This is a genomic window from Solitalea lacus, from assembly GCF_022014595.1.
GTDB classification, from domain to species: domain Bacteria; phylum Bacteroidota; class Bacteroidia; order Sphingobacteriales; family Sphingobacteriaceae; genus Solitalea; species Solitalea lacus.
Window position 1 is genome coordinate 2,935,954 of the sequence record NZ_CP091740.1, and the last position, 22,946, is coordinate 2,958,899.

General features: G+C 37.3%; 20 protein-coding genes and 1 riboswitch. Of the genes, 4 read left to right on the forward strand and 16 right to left on the reverse strand.

All coding sequences use genetic code 11. The annotated features are described in order from the left end of the window. Positions 1–54 precede the first annotated feature (54 nt). Positions 55–318, forward strand: coding sequence for a hypothetical protein (locus L2B55_RS12715; RefSeq protein WP_237846258.1), 264 nt, complete (start codon positions 55–57; stop codon positions 316–318). Positions 319–378: 60 nt separating this feature from the next. Here the strand turns inward: L2B55_RS12715 and L2B55_RS12720 are convergent, their stop codons facing one another. From L2B55_RS12720 to ispE, 13 genes are all read right to left on the reverse strand, one after another. Continuing rightward, complete coding sequence (locus tag L2B55_RS12720) at positions 379–834, reverse strand: RrF2 family transcriptional regulator (protein WP_237846260.1); 456 nt, start codon at positions 832–834, stop codon at positions 379–381. Between the two features lie 135 nt (positions 835–969). Beyond that, a complete protein-coding gene (locus L2B55_RS12725) occupies positions 970–2,526 on the reverse strand; it encodes a TSUP family transporter (RefSeq protein WP_237846266.1) in 1,557 nt (518 codons plus the stop codon). Beyond that, positions 2,517–3,308, reverse strand: coding sequence for a uroporphyrinogen-III C-methyltransferase (gene cobA / locus L2B55_RS12730; protein ID WP_237846268.1), 792 nt, complete (start codon positions 3,306–3,308; stop codon positions 2,517–2,519). The genes L2B55_RS12725 and cobA overlap by 10 nt, the downstream gene beginning before the upstream one ends. Positions 3,309–3,334: 26 nt before the next feature. Beyond that, positions 3,335–5,437 carry a nitrite reductase gene (locus tag L2B55_RS12735; protein ID WP_237846271.1) on the reverse strand — a complete coding sequence of 701 codons (2,103 nt, stop codon included), beginning with the start codon at positions 5,435–5,437 and terminating at the stop codon, positions 3,335–3,337. Positions 5,438–5,716: 279 nt separating this feature from the next. Then, a complete protein-coding gene (locus L2B55_RS12740; protein WP_237846273.1) occupies positions 5,717–5,860 on the reverse strand; it encodes a hypothetical protein in 144 nt (47 codons plus the stop codon). Positions 5,861–6,019: 159 nt separating this feature from the next. Beyond that, positions 6,020–8,950, reverse strand: coding sequence for a TonB-dependent receptor (locus L2B55_RS12745; RefSeq protein WP_237846274.1), 2,931 nt, complete (start codon positions 8,948–8,950; stop codon positions 6,020–6,022). Between the two features lie 330 nt (positions 8,951–9,280). Further along, the gene (locus L2B55_RS12750; protein ID WP_237846279.1) at positions 9,281–10,462 is read right to left on the reverse strand and encodes a trans-sulfuration enzyme family protein; all 1,182 of its coding nucleotides are present in this window, start codon (positions 10,460–10,462) and stop codon (positions 9,281–9,283) included. 133 nt (positions 10,463–10,595) lie between these two features. After that, positions 10,596–10,708, reverse strand: a riboswitch (SAM riboswitch). A 178-nt stretch (positions 10,709–10,886) separates the two neighbouring features. Then, positions 10,887–11,300, reverse strand: coding sequence for an OsmC family protein (locus L2B55_RS12755; RefSeq protein ID WP_237846282.1), 414 nt, complete (start codon positions 11,298–11,300; stop codon positions 10,887–10,889). A gap of 104 nt (positions 11,301–11,404) precedes the next feature. Continuing rightward, positions 11,405–12,652, reverse strand: coding sequence for a sulfate adenylyltransferase subunit 1 (locus tag L2B55_RS12760; protein WP_237846288.1), 1,248 nt, complete (start codon positions 12,650–12,652; stop codon positions 11,405–11,407). Positions 12,653–12,773: 121 nt separating this feature from the next. Beyond that, complete coding sequence (gene cysD, locus L2B55_RS12765; protein WP_237846298.1) at positions 12,774–13,664, reverse strand: sulfate adenylyltransferase subunit CysD; 891 nt, start codon at positions 13,662–13,664, stop codon at positions 12,774–12,776. 102 nt (positions 13,665–13,766) lie between these two features. Beyond that, positions 13,767–14,468: a phosphoadenylyl-sulfate reductase gene (locus L2B55_RS12770; RefSeq protein WP_237846299.1), complete on the reverse strand. Its 702-nt coding sequence runs from the start codon at positions 14,466–14,468 to the stop codon at positions 13,767–13,769. A 334-nt stretch (positions 14,469–14,802) separates the two neighbouring features. Next, entirely contained in the window at positions 14,803–15,627 is an 825-nt protein-coding gene (locus tag L2B55_RS12775) for an energy transducer TonB (protein WP_237846300.1), read from the reverse strand. Positions 15,628–15,748: 121 nt separating this feature from the next. Further along, positions 15,749–16,552: a 4-(cytidine 5'-diphospho)-2-C-methyl-D-erythritol kinase gene (ispE, locus tag L2B55_RS12780; RefSeq protein WP_237846307.1), complete on the reverse strand. Its 804-nt coding sequence runs from the start codon at positions 16,550–16,552 to the stop codon at positions 15,749–15,751. A 399-nt stretch (positions 16,553–16,951) separates the two neighbouring features. Between ispE and L2B55_RS12785 the strand changes: the two genes are divergently transcribed. Next, the gene (locus L2B55_RS12785; protein WP_237846310.1) at positions 16,952–17,746 is read left to right on the forward strand and encodes a thymidylate synthase; all 795 of its coding nucleotides are present in this window, start codon (positions 16,952–16,954) and stop codon (positions 17,744–17,746) included. 27 nt (positions 17,747–17,773) lie between these two features. Beyond that, positions 17,774–18,268 carry a dihydrofolate reductase gene (locus tag L2B55_RS12790; RefSeq protein ID WP_237846312.1) on the forward strand — a complete coding sequence of 165 codons (495 nt, stop codon included), beginning with the start codon at positions 17,774–17,776 and terminating at the stop codon, positions 18,266–18,268. Here L2B55_RS12790 and L2B55_RS12795 read toward each other — a convergent pair. From L2B55_RS12795 to L2B55_RS18890, 3 genes are all read right to left on the reverse strand, one after another. After that, positions 18,265–18,570, reverse strand: coding sequence for a protease inhibitor I42 family protein (locus tag L2B55_RS12795; protein WP_237846313.1), 306 nt, complete (start codon positions 18,568–18,570; stop codon positions 18,265–18,267). The two genes, L2B55_RS12790 and L2B55_RS12795, sit on opposite strands and share 4 nt — an antisense overlap. A 232-nt stretch (positions 18,571–18,802) precedes the next feature. Next, a complete protein-coding gene (locus tag L2B55_RS19120; protein WP_476749664.1) occupies positions 18,803–19,408 on the reverse strand; it encodes a PLL family lectin in 606 nt (201 codons plus the stop codon). Positions 19,409–19,444: 36 nt separating this feature from the next. Then, positions 19,445–19,576, reverse strand: a complete 132-nt coding sequence (locus tag L2B55_RS18890; RefSeq protein WP_255696448.1) for a hypothetical protein — start codon at positions 19,574–19,576, stop codon at positions 19,445–19,447. Positions 19,577–19,864: 288 nt separating this feature from the next. On the opposite strand from L2B55_RS18890, the gene secDF reads away from it, so the two are divergent. Further along, entirely contained in the window at positions 19,865–22,831 is a 2,967-nt protein-coding gene (secDF, locus tag L2B55_RS12805; RefSeq protein ID WP_237846317.1) for a protein translocase subunit SecDF, read from the forward strand. The last annotated feature ends 115 nt before the right edge of the window (positions 22,832–22,946 follow it).

Below are 22,946 nucleotides of genomic sequence, written 5' to 3' on the forward strand. Positions count from 1 at the left end.
TTGTATTACAGTTAAATCTTATAAATTAAGACGTTAAACTGATACAACTATATTATGAGCTTAAAAACAATCTTCATTATAGTGGTGACCGCGTTGCTTACCATTGTACTCATGCAAAATACAAGCGATGTTAATGTGAGGATTTTGCTTTGGGATGTAAGGGTTTCTTTTATTTTATTAATGGCATGCATTGCTATATTATGCTTTTTGATTGGCTATCTGGCTGCATACCGACAAAAAAGAAGCGTTTCAGGACCAGTTTCTCCTTCAACTCCTGATAGTGGATTAAGTGAGGATGACAAGAACTATATTCAATAACTTTGAAAGCGATCCATTCAAAACAAAGGCCTTAAACTAAGATTAAGACCTTTGTTCTTATTAATTCATTTTAGCATCTTTAGCTTGATCAGCCAATACTTGCTCACGTCTAATGATATCGGCAATACTGGTTTCAAGTAAAATTTTCAAAGTAGCATCTCGAACATCTTTGGCTACATCTCTTATTCCACAAGTAACCTCGTCTTTGCATTCTTCACAACGCTCATAAAAGTTTAAACTAACACAAGGCAACAACGCAATTGGTCCATCGACAATACGTATAATAGCAGAAAGATTGATCTCCTCAGCTGGTTTAAGCATATAATAACCTCCACCTGCACCTTTCTTACTACTTACAAATCCGTTATGCTTCAGTTCCAATAGAATTGCCTCCAGAAACTTCTTCGGAAGTTGCTCATTTTTAGCAATGTCGGCAATCAGCATGGGCTGGTTAGTTTCATTTTTAGCCAAAGCCACCAGTGCTTTAATAGCGTATTTAGTCTTTTTGGATAACAATTTCTCTAAAGTTTATAGTAGGTTAAAACTGCAAATTAACCAAATGTAACCCAAAATTGAAAAAAATACAAAACCGATTTATTAAGTAGTTTGAATATGAATAGCCAAAATTCTAAGTATGACAAACTGATACTCCTAAATATACTTGCCAAGCATCATCAAAATAATCCGTAGCGAAACTAATATGACTACAATTCCAACCACCAACATAATTGTTTTAACCGGTAATTTACTTGACAAACGAGCGGCAATTGGTGCTGCAATGGAACCTCCTATAATTAAGCCTGCAATAACCTGAAAATGATCCAGTCCTAAAACTAAAATAAAGGTTACTGAACTTGCAAATGAAACGAAGAATTCAGTTAAGTTTACTGAGCCGATAGTATAACGTGCATTTCGGCCTCCGGCTATTAATGTTGAAGTAACGATTGGTCCCCATCCTCCACCTCCGACTGAATCCATAAAACCGCCAAACCCCGCAAGCCAGCCAATTTTCTTTAATTTCTTTTTGGATTTTTTCTTACTAATCACCTTACGAATGATAATTACTCCCAAAACCAGCGTATACGTGGCTACAATTGGCTTCATTACATAAGCATATTCTTGCAATGAGGATAAGAGATAAGCTCCTGCAATTGCACCTAAAACCCCAGGAATCACTAATGTTTTAAAAAGCTTACTATTTACATTGCCAAATTTAAGGTGACTTATACCTGAAACTCCGGTGGTAAAGATTTCAGAAGCATGAACACTGGCACTTGCCGCCGCGGGTGTAATACCAAATGACATTAAAAATGTTGTCGCACTAACGCCGTAGGCCATTCCTAACGCACCATCAATCATTTGAGCAATAAAACCACCAATTATAAAGATGAATATTTCGGAAGTGACATGGTTACCTACCCAGTTTCCTGCTGCCGTAAAATTATCGCTGGTTGCGTATTTGCCAGCAAGAAATCCTAAAATAATCAGGCCTAAGCCCGAAAACACATAGGTAAGAATATTTACAATTTTACGACGTTTGGGCGTCTCCGGCTGAGTTCTTACTGCTAAGACAGAGGTAATATCATTTAATTGGCGAACCTTGTCAGCAAAATCACCATTTAGTTTTTTACGAATAACCTCCATGTTATTCAAAACATCATCAATTTCATAAGGGAAAGCATCGTTTAAGATCTCCTTTACCCTTTTTGCCATTGTGGGAGATTTACCATTGGTTGAAATAGCCAATTTCAAATTGCCTTTTTGAACAACCGAACTCAGATAAAAATCACAAAACTCTGGCGTATCAGCGGCGTTTACCAAAACATTTTTTGCATGCCCTAAACGATGTATTTCAGCACTTTTAATCTTGTCATTTACAGCTACAATGACCAAGTCTTTACCTTCCAGGTCTTCTTCCTCAAATTCCTTTTGTTTGAACGGAATTTCATATTCCTCCAAAAATTCTTTTACTTCTGCAATAAAATCTTTGGCAATTACTTCAACTTTGGCATCAGGGCTGTTACTGATTACCGCACGTAGCTTTTCAAGGGCAACATTACCCCCTCCAACAATCAGTGTATTGAGGCTTTCCAGTTTTAAAAACACCGGAAATAGATTATTCCGGGGACGATCATGTCCTATATAGGAATGATGAGGAACAACTTCGGCTGTTTCTGAAGATTCCTTTTTAACTTCTGCTACTTCCATGTGTTTTCCTTCTTAAGTGATGCTAATTGTTCAAAGAAATAAGAGTTACGTCCCAATCGAACCACCTCACCGATTACAATTATGGCAGGATTGGTTAATTGCTGTTCTTTTACCATAGAAGCCATCGTGTCGATAGTTGCATAACCAGCTTTTTCTTCAGGTAATGAACCATTTTGAATAATGGCAACCGGAATTTCGCCTTTGTTATTTTGGGCAAACACAGAAGCAATTTCTTCAAGCTTATTCATTCCCATCAAAATGATAACCGTAGCAGAAGATTGGGCAGCATGGTAAATATCTTTGGAAAGCTCCCCAGATGCAGTAGTACCTGTAACCACCCAAAAGCTTTCATTGGTACCACGAACTGTAACAGGAATTTTTTGTAATTCAGGAACTGAGTAAAATGAAGAAATACCGGGCACAACCGCAGTTTCAATACCAAAAGCTTCAGCATAGTCAATTTCTTCATACCCACGACCAAAAATGAACGGATCACCACCTTTTAAACGAACTACATGTCCACATTGAAAAGCCTTTTTCACAATCAGTTCATTTATCTGTTCTTGCTTCATGGAATGTTTGCCAGCTCGTTTTCCAACTGAGATTAGCTCCGCTTTCTTTGAAGCATATTTAAGCAGTTCCTCATTAGCCAATGCGTCAAACAACACCACATCGGCATCGGCAATAGCCTTTAATCCCTTAATAGTCAACAAGTCAGGATCACCTGGACCAGCTCCTACCAATGTTAATTTAGGCTGTATATTTTTATCATTAATAATCATTAGCTTCTACTTTCTTAAAGATTTAACTATTGAATTAAAATCGATTCACGGTATTCTTTAACCAATTTGGTAAAGTTGCGAGCCTGATCTAAATAATACGCTGCAAAATCAGCTGTTGGCTCATTTTTGTTGATTTGATAAATCAACTCTTCAAAGGAAACCGGAAGATTTACTTTAGCAGTTTGGACCAAATGCGTATCAAAATCTTTTACAATACCGCTTTGTGTATTGGTTTTTACACCTTCAGAAGTTAAAATAGCCTTAGCAGAGTTAATATATGAGGTGTAGGCATTGTAAATACTGTCTGCATATTCGGCCTTTTCAAACGCTTCCTGAGCACCTGCAATCTTCTCATCAGATTCCAATAAAAGGGTTGCAATCAAGTCAATAGTAACTCCGGCACACTCACCTACTCCAATAGCTTGTACATATGGTTTGTCTTGTCCCCAATCAATGAAGTCATCGTCGGTAATATTGGCTAGGTCAGCTAAAGGATTTAATAAATCATAGAAATAGATTTTTCCTTTACGCTGATAATAGCTTAAGAAATACTCACCCTCTTCTCCGTTTTGCTGATAATCATTTAAAAGAATCCTCAATACTTCAGGACCACGTTTACTTGGCACCTTAATTACTTTATCAGCAACAGCGCCTAAACCATCTCCAAGCACACCTCCTCCTATTAGTACCTGAAGAGCAGGAAGTACCAACTTATCTTTCTTAAGACTTGATCCGTGAAAACCAATGGCAGCCATGGCATGTTGACCACAAGAATTAATACAGCCTGAGATTTTTATAGAGACATCATTGCCGAAAATAAAATCAGGGTATTCTTCATAAATCACCTTTTCCAGCTCGCGAGTGATATCTGTTGAGTTGGAAATTCCAAGGTTACAAGTATCAGTACCAGGGCAAGAAGTAATATCGGCCGTACTTTCAAAGCCAATTTCCGCCAAACCAAGCTCATCTAACTTATAGAACAAGTATGGTAAATGAGCAGCATGAACATATTTTAATAAAATTCCCTGAGTGTTAGTAAGCCTAATTTCATCTGCCGAAAGCTCTTTAACAATTTCAATTAGTTTACGGGCTACAGGAGTTAGAATATCTCCATTCACAATCTTTAGTCCAACAGCAAAATAACCGTCTTGCTTTTGTTTGAAAACATTGGTTTTGAACCATTTTTCATACTTAGAACTGTCAGCTATTTCAAAATCAGGAAGTTGGATTAAAGCAGGAAGTTGCGGCTCCTGGCTAACAGTTCCATCAATCTCAAAAATCTTATATTTAAGAGCCAAGCGCTCTTCCTCAATCAATTTTAAGAAACCCTCAAGCCCTACATCCTGCATCAGATATTTCATACGGGCTTTATGCCTTTTGACACGTTCTCCATAACGATCAAAGACACGTAATACTGCTTCAGAGAAAGGAACAATCTGATTGACAGGCAAAAACTCATAAGCAACCTCAGCTAAATAAGGTTGCGAACCCAAGCCTCCTGCCAACATTACCTTAAAACCACGAACTTCTTCACCATTAATGATTTTAACTTTAGGAACGAAACCCAAGTCATGCATAAATGTATATGCGGTATCTTTTTCTGATGATGAAAAAGCAATTTTAACTTTTCGTCCCATATCCTGGCACACTGGATTACGCAGAAAATACTCAAACATGACATGAGCATAAGGAGTTACATCAAATGGCTCATTTGGATCAATTCCAGCCATTGATGAAGCAGTAACATTACGCACAGTATTACCACAAGCTTCTCTCAAAGTAATGTCGTCACGCTCAAGCTCTGCCCATAACTCAGGGGTACGATCAAGACTAACATAATGTATTTGGATATCCTGACGAGTGGTAATGTGTAATCTTCCTCTTGAGTATTCATCCGAAACCTTACAAATGCGCTCCAACTGTTGCATAGTAACCTTACCATAAGGCAATTTTATACGCACCATTTGAACACCCTGCTGACGTTGACCGTAAACACCACGCGCTAAACGCAGACTACGGAATTTCTCTTCATCAATCTTCCCTTCACGGTATAGTGTAATTTTGCGCTCCAATTCAATAATGTCACGCTCTACTACCGGGTTTTCAAGTTCTGTTCTGAAGCTTTGCATATTGTAATTATATAGTCTATGGATTATGTGGATTATTATGCAATTATAAGACCTTTTATTGAGGATTCAAAAAATAAGTGTAAAAGAGTTTTAAAACAGTTAAGTAATAAATGCTAAAAACTCACTGACAATTGATATTTATTAAAAATATTACAACAAACAAGTGAAATAAATACCTAACTAATTAATCTCTTAAAAACTTATTGAAAGTTGAAACTGTAGAAAAAAAAGGAAACACTTGACTATATTTTAGACAAGTACCGGAGGATAATATTTTTTTTAGAAAATCATTAGGTTGAAAATAGTAACTGTTAAAACCCCTGCTAGCAAAAGCACATGGCGTTCATCAAATTCCAATTTGATTTCTATAGTTACTTCTTCTCCCCGTTTTAAAGATTGTACAACTTCTTTGAAATTCTTCATGTTCGTTTGTACGATAATGAAAAAAAAAAGTTGCCATTTTTTAAGTAAAAATCTAAATAACAGCTATTTATACTCCTTAACCATATTGGCAAATAATAAGCATAGCCATATAAATACGACTATGCTATTACTGACAACCAATTGAGTTTTTCTTTAATTCTATTTATTTAACAAACCATCAAATGTAACTGCTACGTAGTACAAACCTCCCAATGTCGGTCCTCCTGCATACTGCAGGTATTTTCTATTGAAAAGGTCGGTACCTCCTACCTTAACATTGGCTTTAGCCTGAGGAATAGCCAAAGACACTTGTGCATCAAAAGTGTGAATGGCATCTATTTTACCTGTAACCAACGGACTTTCCCATAAGAAGGGGGTCTGCCATTTGTAGATTAAACTAAAGCCTACATTTTTAAACAGCTCACGATTACCAAATGAAACATTCCCTGAGAATTCAGGAGTGTTGAAACCTGTTACGAAAATATCAGAGGTTTCATTTGCCTTCATTTTATTGAAACTGACATTTCCTCCAACTACGTATCTTTTATAAAAATTGTATGTCAAGCCTAACGCTGAACCAAAGTTGGTGTAAGTATTTTTTGCATTGGTATAAACACGATAACGATCCTGGCCTTTACTTGGAGCATTTCCTCCTGTACCTGGATTAGGATCACGATTACGATCAATCATTGCGATTACGGCTGGGTCAGTGCCCACCGTTTCGTCTTTGGGCACATACACTTGCACCTGGCCTAAAAAGCCCGTATAAGTGTTTGTATAGGCATCAAAATCAATTACCAGCTTATTATTAAACACGATGCTTTTATATCCAACTTCAAAAGAATTGATTCGTTCAGGACCGGCGTTAGGTAAATTAGCCACTTTCAATAGATCTCTGTTAGCTAATGCGGCAGCATCAGTATTTCCAGCCGCTTTAACAGCAGCGTTAAAGTTTACCACTGAAGCCTGAGTATAACTGTTTTCAAGATAACCTAATCCCTCATTAATAACCGGCAAACTTCCTACACGCTTTACCCTGCCATTGTTAACATATGAAAGGGCTTCAAATATTGCCGGAAAACGGTATCCTTGTTGATAAGTTACCCTAAAATTATGCTTGTCGGCATGTGTATAAACTGCTGCAATACGAGGAGTTAACTTTGGCTGAAATTCTGGATTGTAATCCAATCGTAATGAACCAAACAGCTTCAGTTTCTCTGCAAAGAAGGTTTTGGTGGTCTGAACAAAGCCGCCAAACTTTTTATAAGACACATCGTTGCCGAAAGTTCCATCATCCAATGGTGTATTTCGCTCATCAATAGGACGGGAAAAGTCAACAAAGTTGTTCCCATCCGGAATGATATCATAAATTCGAGCATCAGCTCCAATTAATAAATCAAAGTATCTAACCTGTTTGGACAGATCCCATTGACCTTCCAAATTATACAACCGGCTTTTTTGAACCAAGGCAGCGCCACCTGTTTCAGGGGCATCGGGTATTGTAGCTGATTTAATATCCCAGTTATTTATCTTAATAATAGTATTTTTTAAATCCTCAAATGCTTGAGTTCCAGGCTGCACACGACTGGCATCGGCTTGTTGACGGGCATATTGTGTTGCAGCAGCTAAATTAGCTGAAGTCAAAGCTCCTCCGTGTTCGGCACTGTAGGTATTCAGTGCGTTTTTGAATTTTGCGCCCCAAACACTTCCACTGCCTCCACTATATAAGTCCATATTATCGGCAAGCGGTTTTACATTAAAAGAATCACCTGTATCTTCTAATGACAGATATCCCCTTACCAAAAAGTTACTTCCTTTTAACTCAACTTTATGATTTTGCACCATTACATTATCCAGTTGAATTTTATTTCCACGTTGAAATACTCCGTCCATTTTTCCGATTCGATATGAATAAGATGCTTCCAAATGATCATTCACGCGGTAAAACAGAGAGGCATCAAACTTTAGATTATCTACCTTAGGACTAATTAAATCGCGTTCCCAATAGCCCGTGCGGGCAACCGTAAGTGTTTGATTAGTTTTCCCATCAATTGTTAACCCGGTGAGGGAGACAGTGTTACTTCCTGCTAATGCATCATCTCCATACTTATTCCAGCCATCAAAAACTATATTATTAGCACCATCTAATGCAGCATAAGCAGGATTGGCCGTTTTTAAGTTATTCGGATTTTGGTCTGTATGAGTGTCCGATAACCAATCAGTTCCCTGCATATAACTTGCATTAACCTTAAAAGCAAACTTGTTATTAAAGGCCATGGCATACCGTATTGCTGTTTCTGTTAAATTACTGATATCTCTGCCTGTTCCCTCTCCGACATGGTTTAACCCTGTTCTGCTGTACACACTTAATCCTTTATAAACAAAAGGACTCTTGGTCAACAAATTGGACATACCGTTAATAGCATTCATACCATACAATGCAGAAGCAGCCCCAGGAGTAATTTCAACACTGGCAATGTCAAGTTCTGTTGGGCCTATGGCGTTGCCCAATGGAACACCCAAGGTTGCAGCCTGCATGTCAACCCCATCCACCAATTGCATAAAACGAAAATTATTGGGAATATTAAACCCTCGGGTATTAGGAACTTTAAAAGTTAAACTTGAAGTAGTCATTTGCACTCCCTTCACGTTTTCCAAAGCATCATAAAATGATGGTGCCGGAGATTGTTTGATCGCTCTTATATCCAGTTTTTCAATTGCTACAGGTGATTTTAGAATATTTTCCTCAACCCTTGAAGCAGTTACCACAACTTCATTTGCCTGAATATTTATACTTGAAAGATTTAAGACGATAGATTGGTTTAAGTCTTTTACTTCAAATTCTTGAGCCTGAAAGCCTATCAAAGTTACCAGGAGGATAAAAGGTATCTTCTGACGGGTTTTTAGTTCAAATCTGCCATCGTTATTGGTTGCAGTACCAGAATTTGTTCCTTTTATGCGAACAGACACTCCTGCGAGCGGTTCCAATGAGTCTTTATCTTTAATTATTCCGCTAATGACAACTGCATCTTGGGCAAATAGTCCTAACGAAAAGGACAAAAGAATAGCCAGTAGTAATGATTTCTTCATTCTATTAAGTGTTAGTTTAGTTGAAAAATTTGAATATTAAACTGATTTGCTAATGAGCAAAATCAACTGTTTTGTTTTGACAGTTAACTACAACAGGTAAACTGATAGTGTATTATATATTTGCTTTCCATATAAATTTCTTTACAAGACAAATATATATAAAATCTACAGAATAAGTAGAGTATTGTAAATGTTTTTTTAACTATTTATTGAAGTGGATAACGATCCTAAGGTATTATACCAAACCCGGGATTTTTCGGGGGAGAATTAAAAATCCCGAAAGCTTTTACTTTCGGGATTTTACAGAGTTATCTGAATTTGAAAGAATTTCTATGCAAGCGCAAGCTTTGTAAGCTCCAGGGCTTGTTTAATATCAGCTAATATGTCATCAATATGTTCAAGACCTATGGAAACACGTATTGTACCCTGGCTAATTCCAACTTGTTGGCGTTCTTCTTCACTCAATTTGGAGTGTGTACTTGAAGCCGGATGTGTGGCAATAGAACGTGTATCGCCTAAATTAGCAGAAATAGAGAACATCTTTAAGGCATCCATAAATTTGCTTGCGCGATCATAGCCACCTTTAACCACAAAAGTCACAATCCCCCCTCCTGCGCGCATTTGTTTTTTGGCGATTTCGTATTGAGGATGTGATTTTAGCAAAGGGTATTTCACTACTTCTATTTCCTGATTTGATTCTAAGAATTCTGCAACTTTAAGGGCATTTTCGCAATGACGATCCATACGAACAGCTAAAGTTTCCAAACTTTTAGATAAAACCCACGCATTGAATGGTGACATGGCCGGCCCTGAATGACGGGCAAATGCCTCTATTTCAGTGATCAATTCTTTGCTGCCTAAAATCAAGCCCCCTAATGTACGTCCCTGACCATCAATATATTTAGTAGCAGAGTGAATAGAAAGGTGGGCTCCGTATTTAATTGGTTGTTGCAGATATGGAGTAGCAAAGCAGTTATCGACAACTAAAATTGCTTTATGCTTTTTTGCAAAATTACCTAACCATTCAAGATCAATAATATCGATCCCAGGGTTTGAAGGCGTTTCTACAAAAATCAGTTTGGTATTTGGCTGAATTAAAGATTCCCATTCATCTGTTTTATCTAAATCTGCATAAGTTGACGTTACACCCCATTTAGGAAATACGTTTACCAATAACTGGTGAGTTGAACCAAATACAGAACGGCTCGATAATACATGATCACCAGATTTTAAAAACGCCGCAAAAGTGGTAAAAATAGCAGCCATCCCCGTTGCAGTGGCCCATCCGGCTTCTGCACCTTCTAAAACTGCCATTTTCTCAATTAACTCCGAAGTATTTGGATTTGAATAACGGCTGTAGATATTTCCTTCGCGCTCATTTGCAAACAGTGCACGCATGTCTTCTGCATCATCAAATTTATAACTCGATGTAAGGTACAATGGCACTGAATGTTCTTTGGCTCCTGAGCGTTCTGCTTGAATACGAATAGCGTTGGTTTCGAAATTAGACATGGGCTAAAAATTTTTTGGATAAAAAAATGACTGAATGAGAAACTGAAAAGCAAACATATTTCGATTTGTCAATGACAAACGAATATTAAGTTTCCTGAAAGTTAAGACTATTATTAGATTCATGATCTTGTAATTTTTATAGTTCCCAAGCCAAAACAATAGCTTGGGCAGGATTTGGCACCTTTCCGTATTGGGCGGTTGCCAGAGGGTCAATGAGCCTGTTCTCTCGCCTCTTCTTTATAAGAATTACAGTACTTAGTGGAATGCTAAGAGGTAATTCAATGTGTTGCAAAGATAAGAGCCTTATTCTAAACTGCAAACACTATTTTTAGTGGTCTTAATATATTGATAAACAAAACCCATGGTTTAAGCCATGGGTTTCGGTTATATTTTCCCCGGATTTCAATACGGGTTAAGAAGTCTATTAATTCAACTTATAGGTATAATTTAGCTTAGCCGATTTACCTAAAATTTGTGCTACCGAACAATACTTATCATACGTTAAAGCCAGTGCCCGTTCAATTTTTTCGATACTTAATTCACCAAAGAAATGATATTCAACATTAATTACTTCAAATAAAGAAGGCACCTCTCCTTCAATACGTTTTGCATCAATACTGATTTTTAAGTCTTGAATTGGTTCTTTTTGTTTGGTTAAAATTGAAATCACATCAATTGCACTGCAGCCGCCTAAACCTGCCAAAAGAGTTTCCATTGGCCTAAACCCTTTATTTTCGCCACCAATTGCAGGGTTTGCATCCATACTTAACACATTTCCCTGTTCATTAACAGCTTCGAAATGATATGCGTTATTCCTACGTTCGAGTTTAATATTCATAGTTTTAATTTAGAACAAAGATATTAGATCAAAAAGCAAAGATGGGAATTAAGTAAATCAAACTTTCTATTCTTTCTTACATCTTTACTCATAATCCCTATCTACTACAAAATTATTCCGGCAGCCACTGTATTTTTGCTGCCTTCATCTATAATAATAAATGAACCATTAGCTTTGTTTTGCTCATAAGCATCAAAAAATAGCGGTTGGGCAGTTTTCACCTGAACCTGAGCAATATCATTTAACTTTAACTGCTTACGTTCTGTATCTTTTTCAAGTGTACTTGTATTTACAATGAAATCCACATCACGAAGCATCGCTTTAACACGATTATTACTGTGCTGTATAATGTATTTTCCACCTGGTACCGAAGGAGTTGTATCCATCCAGCAAATCTGAGCTATAAATTCTTTATCCGTCTTCGGCTCGTTACCGACTTTCGTAATCAGGTTACCTCTGGTTATATCAATTTCATCTTCCAGTAAAAGCGTAACGGATTGTTTTGCGCCAACTGTTTCAAAATTACCATCAAACGTGGTAATTTGTTTTATTTTAGACTTTAAGTTTGATGGCAGTGCCACCACTTCATCTCCCACACTTAATTGGCCACTTACTACCCTTCCTGCATAACCACGATAGTCATGAAACTCTTCTGATTGGGGACGAATTACGTACTGTACCGGAAAACGTGCATCTTTAGTATTAATGTCTTGATTTACCTGAACATTTTCAAGATACGCTAACAAGGTAGGTCCTTTGTACCATGTCATGCTTTCTGAAGGATTTACAATATTATCCCCTTTTAACGATGAAGCCGGTATGAATGTTAAATTTTGATGCAAACGGTCAAATCCTTTCACAAACTGCTCAAATTCCTCACGAATCTTATTAAAAACCTCCTGAGAATAATCCACCAAATCCATTTTATTTACACAAACCACTACTTCCGGAATTTGCAGCAGATTGGCAATGAAAAAATGTCGATGTGTTTGCTCAATTACTCCTTTACGAGCATCTATCAAAATAATGGAAAGCTGCGAATTCGAAGATCCGGTAACCATGTTACGCGTATATTCGACGTGGCCCGGAGTATCGGCAATAATAAACTTGCGATTATCCGTATTGAAATAGATATGTGCCACATCAATCGTAATTCCTTGTTCCCGTTCGGCGCTTAAGCCGTCGGTAAGCAAAGAAAGATCAAGGTAATCAAACCCTTTACGTTTACTTGCAGCCTCTACTGCCTGAATTTGGTCAGTAGTAAGTGAGTTCGTATCATATAATAAACGACCTATTAAAGTGCTTTTGCCATCATCTACACTTCCTGCAGTCGAAAATTTCAGTAATTCCATATTATGTCCTCTGTTATCGATTATCTGTTATTGGTGAACCGATTTATAGCCTCTATACACATATCACATTCGTTCACCCATTTTAACATTTCCTAAATTTTTACTTCTAAATTCTTATCTCTTAAAAATATCCTGCCAGCTTGCGTTTCTCCATTGCAGCCTCTGAACGTTTATCATCGAAACGAGCTCCACGTTCAGAAATAGTAGAGGCCTTAATTTCTGTGATGATATCGTCCACATTATCAGCTGTTGAGAGCACTGCAGCAGTACAACTCATGTCTCCTACGGTACGGAAACGAACATCAGTTTCAAAAATTGCTTCGCCATCCATGTTGATGTAAGGAGAAGCAGGAAAAATCAAACCATCACGCTCAAATACTTCTCTTTTATGAGTAAAGTAGATGCTTGGTAACTCCATATTTTCTTGTTTGATATAGCTCCAAACATCCAGTTCTGTCCAATTGCTAATTGGAAACACGCGTACGTTTTCACCAAAATTGATCATTCCATTTAAATGATTCCAAATCTCAGGGCGTTGACGTTTTGGATCCCACTGACCAAAATCATCGCGTACAGAGAAAATACGTTCCTTAGCGCGGGCTTTTTCCTCATCCCTACGGGCTCCACCAATACAAGCATCAAATTTGTGCTTCTCAATGGTATCGAGTAATGTAACCGTTTGCAGGGCATTTCTGCTGGCATATTTACCTGTTTCTTCAGCCACTTTCTTTTGATCAATACTTTCCTGAACAGAGCCCACTATTAACTGAGCCCCAACTTTATTCACCAGCCAGTCTCTGAATACAATGGTTTCCTCAAAATTGTGCCCGGTATCAATATGGACCAATGGAAATGGGAACTTTGCCGGAAAGAAGGCTTTTCTAGCTAAATGCACAAGGGTAATGGAGTCTTTACCTCCTGAAAATAATAAGGCTGGACGTTCAAATTGCGCTGCCACTTCGCGCAAAATATATATCGATTCTTCTTCTAATGTCTTTAAATGGTTATTCATATTTTTACATTTGAGTCTATAGACCAAGGTACAGTCCACAGAAAAATAAAACACTAAATCAATTTAAACCATGGGTAATGCATAAACCATGGACTATAGCTATTACTGTGTATGCAGTCCGCATTCTTTCTTTGAATCTTCCCACCACCAACGACCGGCTCTCGGATCTTCTCCTGGTTCTATGGCCCGGGTACAAGGCTGACAGCCAATACTTACAAAACCTTTATCATGTAAAGGATTATATGGCACGGCATTCTTCTTAACATACTCAAATACTTCTTTTTCTGTCCAATTTAGAAGTGGATTAAATTTTATAAGGTTAAATCCATGATCGTATTCAAACAGATGAAAACCTTTCCTATTTTCTGATTGCTCAGCTCTAACGCCAGTAATCCAAACTTCGGTTCCCGCTAATGCTTTTTTCAAAGGTTCTATTTTTCGAATACGGCAGCACTCTTTCCGATTTTCAACCGATTCGTAAAAAGCATTGATGCCCTTATTAAGAACAAACTGCTGAATTTCGTCCTGATTTGGATAATATGGAGTAATAGAAAGTTTATAACGAGCTACAGTTCTTGAATAAACTTCGTAAGTTTCATTAAATAAACGGCCTGTATCGAGGGTAAATATATCAATAGCTGCCTTTGACCTAAAAATGGCATCAGTAATAACCTGATCCTCTATCCCGAAAGAGGTTGAAAAAGACACCTTTCCTGGAAAACGAGTGGCAATCAAGGTCAATGAAGTAGCTAAATCTAATCCCTCTGCTTCTTTTTGAAGTTGTTCAATTAATTCGCTATACATAAATCCTATCGGTTTAGTAGTTTAATTGCAAAAGTATTAAAAAAATCATACCAAACAATAGTTTTTCATAAGTGGATGTATAAAAATTTAGATATCCAACAACTAATCAAAGTTTCGATGCTAAAATCGCAATCCAGTCTGTATTTTATTATGAAGATTAAAATTCGCTTTCTATTAAGAGTCTACCAAAACGAACTATCTTTAGGTTTTTCCAGACACTAAACCAATTTAAGTAACTATAAAACAGCACATTAAAAAAATGCACCAGTTATTTTCCGGCGCATTCACACAACAAAATTAAGACAGATGATTATGAACAATCACGAATAACTAGTTATTTGTTAAGCGTAAATCGGATTGGCAAACTAAATTGGACTTTAACGGGTTGACCATTCTGACGACCTGGCTTAAACTTTAACAACTTTACTACTCTCACGGCCTCTTCATCACATCCTCCGCCAATCCCTTTCAACACAGATGCGTTATATACATTACCATCCTTATCAACCACAAACTGAACCGTTACCGCTCCCTCAATATCATTTTCTACAGCCATATTGGGGTAACGCAAATTCCTTCCTATAAACTTGAACATCTTTTGAAATCCACCCTCATACTCCGGCATTTCTTCGGCATGAACAAATGGTGTTTCAGCTGTACTGTTGCCATTTTCAGTGCCATTGAGACTTTCTCCTTCATTCCCTGGCATCATATTCTCGGTATTTCCTGCTCCTGTATTCTCAGAAGAAATACTACCAATTGCCTTTCCCTCCAATTCCTCTTTCGTAGGAGGATGTTCTGGTTTGGCAACTTTTTCATCGGGAACAACTGTTAACTCTGTACTTTTTACGGTTGCCGCAGGGGGTAAACTTGCTGTTTTTTTAGGAAGTTCTGGCTCCAAAGGTTTGTCAGGAACGATTTCATATTTTCTGGTGTCAATTACATAGGGAATTGAAATTACTTTGGGCCCTTCATCAGCCTTAGAATGAAGGCTCACTGTTATTACCCCTAAAATTACCAAGCTCCCAACAGAAGAAAAAAGGGCTTTACGCATGGTTTTATCATAACGCGCACGTAATTGATAGGCTCCATACTCGCGGTTACGGTTCTCGAAAACAATTTCAGTTAAGTCGTGGGTGTTTGTGAACAGGTTCTTCATGGCTATAAGAGTTAAGTTTCTCTTAAGATGTAGCCAGAAAGCTTATTCCATAAGCATCAGTAAAAATTTTGTTCTTAAACTAATCAAAATTTACAATAAGTTAATTTACAGCCTAGTATATTTATACTCCGTAAAAAACTTTATTGTCCTTTTCTAATTGTGGCAGTAGTATTGGTTCTTTAAAAATGCCGAATACGGATGAGCCGCTACCGCTCATAGAAGCATATAAGGCCCCATTATCATAAAGCTCTTTCTTTAAAGCAGCAATTTCCGGGTATTTAGGGAATACTGTTGCTTCAAAATCATTATTAACTAAAGCTTTCCATTCCAAAATGGGAAGGTGTAACAACATTTGTAAAGATGAAGCTGGTTTTGCCGGCTTACAGCCACCATAAGCATCAGCAGTGGAAACATGGACAGGAGGCTTAACCAAAACCAAGAAGTATCGGTCAAGGTCTATTTCCTGGGATACAAATTCATCACCTTTACCGTAAGCAAAAACCGGTTTATTTTCAATAAAAAAAGCACAGTCACTTCCCAATTGTCGGGCGTACTGCTGCATTTGCTGAGTCTGCAATCCTAATTCAAACTTTTGATCTAAAAGTCGAATCATATAAGCCGCATCAGCTGAGCCCCCACCTAATCCAGCACCTACCGGAATGTTTTTTAATAAATGAATGTGAATCGATGGTAAGTTATAATCACGCTTCAGTAATTCATAAGCTTTTAGGCAAATATTATCATCGGCAGTTCCCGGAATAGTGGTACCATAAGCAAAAAAACGAGTTTCGCCAGCCTCAATTACCTCTAAAGAATCATGAATTTTTACTGGATAAAATACCGTTTCGATATTATGAAAACCATCATTTCGTTTTTCAACGATATTTAAGCCAATATTAATTTTAGCGTTGGGAAAGAGAATCATATCTGGCAACGAAAATAAAAATTATGCATAAAAAAGCCCACAATAATACTATTGCAGGCCAACACCGAACAAAACTAACTATTATTATTACTAATTTATTATTATTAGTAGCAAGCTGTTCATTTAGGATTTTTAGTATTCATAGAGGCTGATATTCAAGAACTTGTTACTATAATTTATTTTATTTAATATTTCAGAAACTTAGTTCACTTTTAGTTAATCAAACAGTGTACCAATAATTTTACTCCTCAAAAATTTAACATGAAAAGCCCCTGCAAAAAACGTTGAAGCAACTCAATTTAAAACTATCATGATTTAGGTGAGTTGTATTTAAGACTTATATTCAAATAAAGTATGATTTTAATATCAGCTTTTTAATTTTGCAAAAAGGAAAAGTTCATGAAACAATATCACGATTTAATGAGGCATGTTCTGGAAAACGGCGTTGAAAAACATGATCGTACCGGAACGGGAACAATTAGTATTTTTGGATATCAAATGCGTTTTAATCTCAGCGAAGGGTTTCCATTAGTAACCACTAAAAAAGTTCACCTCAAATCAATTATTCATGAATTAATTTGGTTTTTAAAAGGCGAAACCAATATTGCCTATTTAAAGGAACACGGTGTAAGTATTTGGGACGAATGGGCTGATGAAAATGGTGAATTGGGCCCTGTGTACGGATCACAATGGCGCTCATGGCCTACACCCGATGGAAAAAAAATTGACCAAATAATCCAGGTTGTAAATCAAATTAAAAACAATCCAGATTCTCGGCGTATTATCGTAAGTGCTTGGAACGTTGCAGAAATTGAAAACATGGCGCTCCCTCCTTGCCATAGTTTTTTTCAGTTTTATGTAGCAGAAGGCAAGCTTTCTTGTCAACTTTACCAGCGTAGTGCCGATATTTTCCTTGGTGTTCCATTTAATATTGCTTCATATGCTTTATTAACCATGATGGTGGCGCAAGTATGCGGTCTGCAACCCGGTGATTTTGTTCATACTTTTGGAGATGCCCATTTATACCTGAATCATCTGGAGCAAGCAAAACTTCAACTGAGCAGAGATTTCAGACCACTGCCTAAAATGGAAATCAATCCGGAAGTCAAAGATATTTTTGATTTTAAGTACGAAGATTTTACACTAACTGGGTATGATCCTCATCCACACATTAAAGCAGCAGTAGCTGTATAAATATAGAATTGAAGAGTAAGGTAAAGTATGAAAATAAGCATCGTTGTTGCTAAAGCTGAAAATAACGTTATCGGTAAAAACAATACATTAATTTGGCATCTGCCTGCCGACCTTAAATATTTTAAGCTGCTAACCACAGGTAATACAATTATTATGGGTCGTAAAACCTATGATTCTATTGGAAAACCATTACCGAATCGCAGAAACATTGTAATCAGCAGGAACACTGAACTAAACATACCAGGTTGCGATGTGGTTAATTCGTTAGAAGAAGCTCTGAAAATAACCAGTAATGAAAATGAAGTTTTCGTAATTGGAGGGGCTGAAATCTATAAACAAGCATTAACTCTGGCTAATACTTTATACGTTACCGAAGTGAAGGCTGGGTTTGAAGGAGATGCGTTCTTTCCTGATTTTTCATTGAACGATTGGGACGAAGCGTGTAGAACCGATCACAATGCTGATGAAAAGAATCAGTTCAATTATTCTTTTGTAACCTATAAAAGAAAAGTCAATAATTAATCTACATTGATTTCAAATTCACGGGTATCATAAGGTGGAGAGCCATGCTCCCATGGCCTTCTCTGCTCAAAAAAGATTTTAGTCGATCCCTTTTTCTGGCCTGTAATCTTAAATACTTCAGGAATTGAGGTTCCCACAGGAATGGTTGAATCAATTTTATGAACATCATCTTCATAATCAATTCTCTCCAGATCAATAACTCCATCATTCTCGATCCTATATTGCCAAAGCAGACCGGAGGTACCTTTGCCAGGTAATGAAATAAAAATACTGTCATTTAACTGTACATTCTTTGACTCCATCTTATGTGATTGAAGGGCTGACTTACACTTTGCTAAATTTAAACAAAATAAAATGCTTATAATCAAGATAAATCTATGATTAAATATTCCGGGACCAGAATCATTATTTTTTGATCCCGGAAAATTGAACAGGTTATTTAAACATACCATTTATGATACATTGCAGAATCTGTACCCATAACAAGGCAATCTAATCGGCCTGATGCCCAAGAAGCAGCTCCAACACCAGAACTTAATACCCCACTAAGATCTTCCACGCCACTCCATTATCCATCCCACCACGCATCATATGATTATTCTGTCCAGGGAAAAAGATATCAATTCGATTTGGCCCCCATGAAACAGCTCCGGGGTTTCCAAATACCTGGGCATTTAAGTCTTCCCAATTGTGCCAGGATCCATCCCACCATTTATGGAATAAGCTATTGTTGGTTCCTCTGGCAAAAATATCTAATCGGCCGCTTGCCCATGAACAAACTGTTGGGGCAGTTGTTATTATACCCCCTAAACTTTCCCATCCATGCCATGCACCATCCCACCATTTATGCCATAGAGCCGAATCCATACCCGCTGCAAAAATATCGATACGGTCAGGTCCCCAACTGACACAATAAGGATCTGACGTAAGTAATCCTCCCCAATCTTCCCAACCACTCCAACCGCCTTGATACCATTTATGATAAAGATGGTGATTTAACCCAACTACAAATATATCCAGCCTGCCATTTGCCCATGAACAAATAGAGGGACCACCTTGGATTAGACCTCCCAGTGAGCAACTAAAGTTGTGATTTTCAACTTTGCCATAGGTAATTAATTTAGATGTTAGAGATGTAATTGGTAAAAATGTTTTTTAGGCTTTAAAATTTCGGCATTATTCAAGCATTTTTGAATAAGACCTACCGTAAACGGCCAATTCCCGATCATAGCTCCACACTGGGGTATAATCCACAAAGCTTGACAGGTCTCTTAACCAATCTAAAGCATAAATTTTATTGTTTTCCATAATTTGTAAATGTACTTTCAAAGGTGGTCTAAAGTTAGATTTTTTTAATAAAAAAAATAATAAAATACTGATTTACAATTTATTATATCTTATTAATATAAATTAATTAACTAAATAAAAGCTACTACAACATAAATAAAAAGCATGGACTTTGCTTATTATTTATAAGTACAAACCACATAATATGTAAGATAAACTTGCGTAGATTCAAAATTTATTTAGATTTGCGACTTCGTAAAAAACCAAGAAAACTAAAGAAACAACGCTTTAATTAAAATTAACCGCATTATGCAAGGAAAAGGTGTCATCAGGTTTGTGGCTATTGCACTGGCGCTTGCTTGCCTATACCACATTTCATTTACCGTGGTAACAAGCCAAGTGGAGAAAAAGGCAAAGGAATATGCCAACGGCAACGCTGCCAAAGAGAGTTATTATTTGGATTCGATTGCTACCGAACCGGTTTTTAACCTGGGTATAGCAAAGTTTACCTACAGGGAATGTAAAGAGAAACAGTTAAACCTGGGTCTTGACCTAAAAGGCGGTATGAACGTTACAATGGAAGTTTCCATGGTTGACATTATCCGTTCAATGGCCGGAAACAGCACTGATGCTGCTTTCAATCAAGCTCTTGAATTAGCTAAACAACGTTCAATTAAAGGTGGTTCTAAAGATTTTGTTGAGCTTTTTGATAAGGCCTATAACGAAGTAGCCCCTAATGGTAAATTAGCCTCGATTTTCGCTACAGCTGAAAATAAAGGCCGTATCGATTATAATACTTCAAATGCTGATGTAATTAAAGTATTAAAGACCGAGTCAGAAAGCGCATTCAATCGTTCATTTGAGATTCTTCGTACCCGTATCGATAAATTTGGAGTAACCCAGCCAAATATTCAAAAAATTGGTGGCAGCCGTATTCTAATCGAATTACCAGGTGTTGATGATAAAGAACGTGTTCGTAAACTTTTACAAGGTTCGGCTAAGCTTGAGTTCTGGGAGACCTACGATAACCGTGAGGTATTTGGCGCTTTAGAAGCTGGTAACAAAGCTTTAGCATCTCAAGAAGCTTTAACTGAAAAAACCGGAGCTAAAACAGATTCTACTACAAAAGGTGCTGATACAACTCAGAAAAAAGGTGATCTAGCGCTTTTAAATAAAATTAAATCTGAGCCAGGTAAAAAAGACAGTTCGGCCGCTCAAGCGTTAATGGCTAAACAAAATCCATTATTCGCTGTATTAATTCCGAATACTTACCAAGCTCAAAACGGACAGCAATCATTAGCTCCAGGATCAGTTATCGGTTATGCAGCATTAAAAGACACTGCAAAAATCAACCAATACTTAGCAACTCCTGCCGTTAGAGCAAATTTTCCAGCAAATATCAAATTTGCATGGAGCGTAAAGGCAATTAACGACAAAAATATTTTTGCCCTTAATGCTTTAAAAGCATCAGGCCGCGAAGGTAAAGCTGCTTTGGCAGGTAATGTAATTTCAACAGCTCGTGCAGATTACAGCCAGGATGGCAAACCTGAAGTTGTGATGATTATGAACGCTGATGGTGCTAAAGAGTGGAGAAGAATTACTGCCGAAGCTGCTGCTGCAAATAATCGTGCTGTGGCGATTGTTTTAGATGATGCAGTTTATTCAGCTCCTAGTGTACAAAATGAAATTTCAGGTGGTATCTCTTCAATTTCAGGTAACTTCAAAGTTGAAGAAACTCAAGACTTAGCAAATATCTTAAAAGCGGGTAAATTACCTGCTCCTGCTAAAATCGTTGAAGAAGCAACCGTAGGTCCTACTTTAGGTCAGGAAGCTATCAACGCCGGTTTAGTATCGTGTTTAGCGGGTCTAATCGTCGTATTTATTTTCATGGCGATTTATTATAATAAAGCAGGTCTTTCTGCCGATCTTGCTTTAATCGTGAACTTATTCTTCATGATTGGGGTATTGGCATCATTTGGCGCGGTATTAACATTGCCAGGTATTGCCGGTATCGTTCTGAACATTGGTATGGCAGTAGATGCTAACGTATTGATCTATGAGCGTATCAAAGAGGAACTTGATCATGGTAAGAGCTTACGTATGGCCATTACAGATGGTTTCAAACACGCTTACTCAGCAATTATTGATGCGAACGTAACCATCTTATTATTAGGTATCATCCTTTATGTATTCTCATCAGGATTGATCCAAGGTTTCGCTACCACATTGGTAATCGGTATTTTCACTTCATTATTCTCAGCAATCTTTATTACCCGTTTGATTTTTGAAGCGCAGTTGGCCAAAAACAAAGTGATTAAGTTTACCAATGAGTTTTCTAAAAATTGGTTTAAAGACACGGATTTTGATTTCGTTTCTAAGCGTAAGATTTTCTACTACATTTCTGGTGCTATCATCCTTGCTGGAGCGGTTTCATTAGTTACGCGTGGATTAAGTTTAGGTGTTGATTTCCAAGGTGGACGTACTTATACCGTTCGTTTTGATAAAGATGTAAAAGTAGGTGATGTTCGAAAGGCATTAACTCCAGTATTTGATGGTGAAGCTCCAGAGGTAAAAACATTCGGTAGCTCTTCACAAGTTCGTATCACTACTGCTTATCAAATCGATAATCAATCAGAAACAATTGATAAAGAAATTGAAGCTAAACTAAAAACAGGTTTAGCGAAGATGGATAATAACAAGGCGCAAATCATGGACTCACGTAAAGTAGGTCCTACCATTGCAAGCGATATTAAGAAATCAGCATTCTATTCAATTGCGCTGGCGCTGATCATTATCTACATCTACATTTTGATCCGTTTCCGCAAATGGCAGTTTGGTGTTGGTGCTACTGTAGCCCTTTTCCACGACGTGTTGATCATTATTGCGGTTTACTCAATCTTTAACGGTTTGTTACCATTCTCGTTAGATGTTGACCAAACATTTGTTGCTGCAATCCTAACCATTATGGGTTATTCAATGAACGATACCGTGGTAGTATTCGACCGTATACGTGAGTACTTAGGCTTACACCACAGTAAAAACGAAACCATGGGTCAGGTAATTAATAGTGCCCTAAACAGCACCCTTAACCGTACTGTAGTAACCGGTTTATGTACCATGTTGGTATTGATCGTGTTATTCATCTTCGGTGGCGCTGTATTACGCGGTTTCTCATTCGCGTTACTAGTGGGTATCGTTGTAGGAACTTACTCATCATTGTTCGTTGCTACTCCTATTGTAGTTGACTTTATCCGTAAAGACGATAAAAAACAATAATTACTACTTAATGTAGTTTAAAGCGCAAATCGAATGGTTTGCGCTTTTTTTTTATTCCTTTATAGTGGTTATTATTATTAATAATTACGAAACAGAACAAAACATAATTCTGTGT